The organism is Robertmurraya siralis (genome assembly GCF_005502275.1).
GTDB lineage: Bacteria > Bacillota > Bacilli > Bacillales > Cytobacillaceae > Robertmurraya > Robertmurraya siralis.
The window spans coordinates 1-1,781 of record NZ_SWLZ01000058.1 but is presented as its reverse complement, the minus strand read 5'-3'; the positions used below and the strand labels follow the sequence as shown (position 1 = coordinate 1,781).

The following is a 1,781-nucleotide window of genomic DNA, read 5'->3' as shown; positions in this document are numbered from 1 at the left end:
AAGGAGCATTCCTGTTAGAAAGATTTTCGGGGACTTGAACAAAAAAGAGCCCTCTTGGTATGATATGGGGTGTCAAATCTGCAGAATTGACCCCTAACTTAGTTAACCAAGGAGGACTCCAAAATGGATTTTAAACAAAATCAGAAAATAAATCAAGTCACCGAAAAAACACTCGTAGTCGGAATCGATATTGCGAAGCAGACACACTACGCTTGCTTTGTGGATGATCGGGGACGAGTGCTCCAAAAATCCTTTTCGGTATTGCAGTCTAATGATGGTTTTCAGTATTTTTATCATCGTATTCTTACTGCGATGAAAGAACATGGAAAAACAGAAGTTATCGTAGGAATTGAACCTACTGGTCATTACTGGCTCAATTTAGCCTATTTCCTTGAGGAACATGGTATTCCTATCGTGATGACCAATCCCATACATGTCAAACGGTCAAAAGAGTTGGATGATAATTTGCCAACCAAACATGACCGGAAAGATGCCCTAGTCATCGCCCGTCTGATTAAGGATGGTCGCTTTAGTTATCCACGTATTTTAAAAGACATGGAGGCTGAACTTCGGGTTGGTTCCACTTTTAGAAATAAATTGACCGAGGAACTAGGCGTTGTCAAAAACAGGATGATTCGGTGGTTAGATCGCTATTTTCCTGAATTTACTCAGGTGTTTCCATCTTTCGGGAAGATGGCCTTGGCGGTACTTGAATGTACCCCATTCCCAAGTGATCTTCATCAAAAGCTACCCGATGAAATCTTGACGCTTTATCGGAAGGTCGAGGGACTCAAATCCCCTCAAAGACCGAAAGCTATGCGTCTTATTGAAGTCGCAGCTAACTCTATCGGAGTAACAGAAGGACGTGAGATGGCACGTATAGAAATCGCCACACTCGTCCGCCGTTACCATCAACTTGAACAAGATATCGAAAGCATTACTCAGCACTTAGTTGAGATTGTACAAACATCTGTAGAATATGAATGGCTATCAACGGTTCCAGGGCTTGGAGATACAACGATTGTTGATTTATTAGCTGAAATCGGAAGCTTCTCACACTACGAAGATCCACGCCAATTAATGAAACTCGCGGGATTAACGTTACGTGAAAACTCCTCTGGTCAGCACAAAGGTCAAAAGCGCATCTCTAAACGAGGGAGAAGAAAGCTGCGTGCCCTCCTCTTCCGGGTCATGATGCCAATGGTTCGTCACAATGAGGCCTTTAGACAGTTACATGAGTATTACACAAACCGTAAAGTTAATCCTTTGCGCAAGAAGCAATCCATTGTGGTTCTGTGTGGGAAACTATTAAAAGTGTTGCATGGAATCAGTACAAAGCACAAAGCGTTTGACGCTCAGCGAATGATGAAGGATATTCCAAGTCTCGCAGAGGCTATGTAAGTTCTACATCCCCTGAATAGACCTAGACAACAGGATGACACGGAGAAGCTGGCACTATTTTTTTCCATTCGACCTTGAGTCCCTAAAGGAGCTTTGCTAGCCTCTGCCTTATGACTAGACCGAACGAAGGAATGTAGGCACACAGATGCCCAGAGACATGGGAGGGTACGTCATCATAAGGGACGCAGAGATCCATGGTGCATCGTATAAATTTTTATCACTACTTTCCACCATTATCCAGTAGTGACAGCGTAGCGTATCTATGTATTGGAATAGTTTAACATATTAGGTAAATTTTATTAGGAATCGTGTCGAAAAATATTTTTTTGGCACTCCAACAGCGGTTCAAACCGTTGATATATCAATATTTATAGAGGGAG

The 1,781-nt window shown here is 42.4% G+C and carries 1 protein-coding gene; it reads left to right on the top strand.

Translation table 11 applies throughout. The features are described 5' to 3' along the window. Window positions 1-123 precede the first annotated feature (123 nt). The gene (locus tag FCJ93_RS24615) at window positions 124-1,401 is read left to right on the top strand and encodes an IS110 family RNA-guided transposase (protein ID WP_095314896.1); all 1,278 of its coding nucleotides are present in this window, start codon (window positions 124-126) and stop codon (window positions 1,399-1,401) included. The last annotated feature ends 380 nt before the right edge of the window (window positions 1,402-1,781 follow it).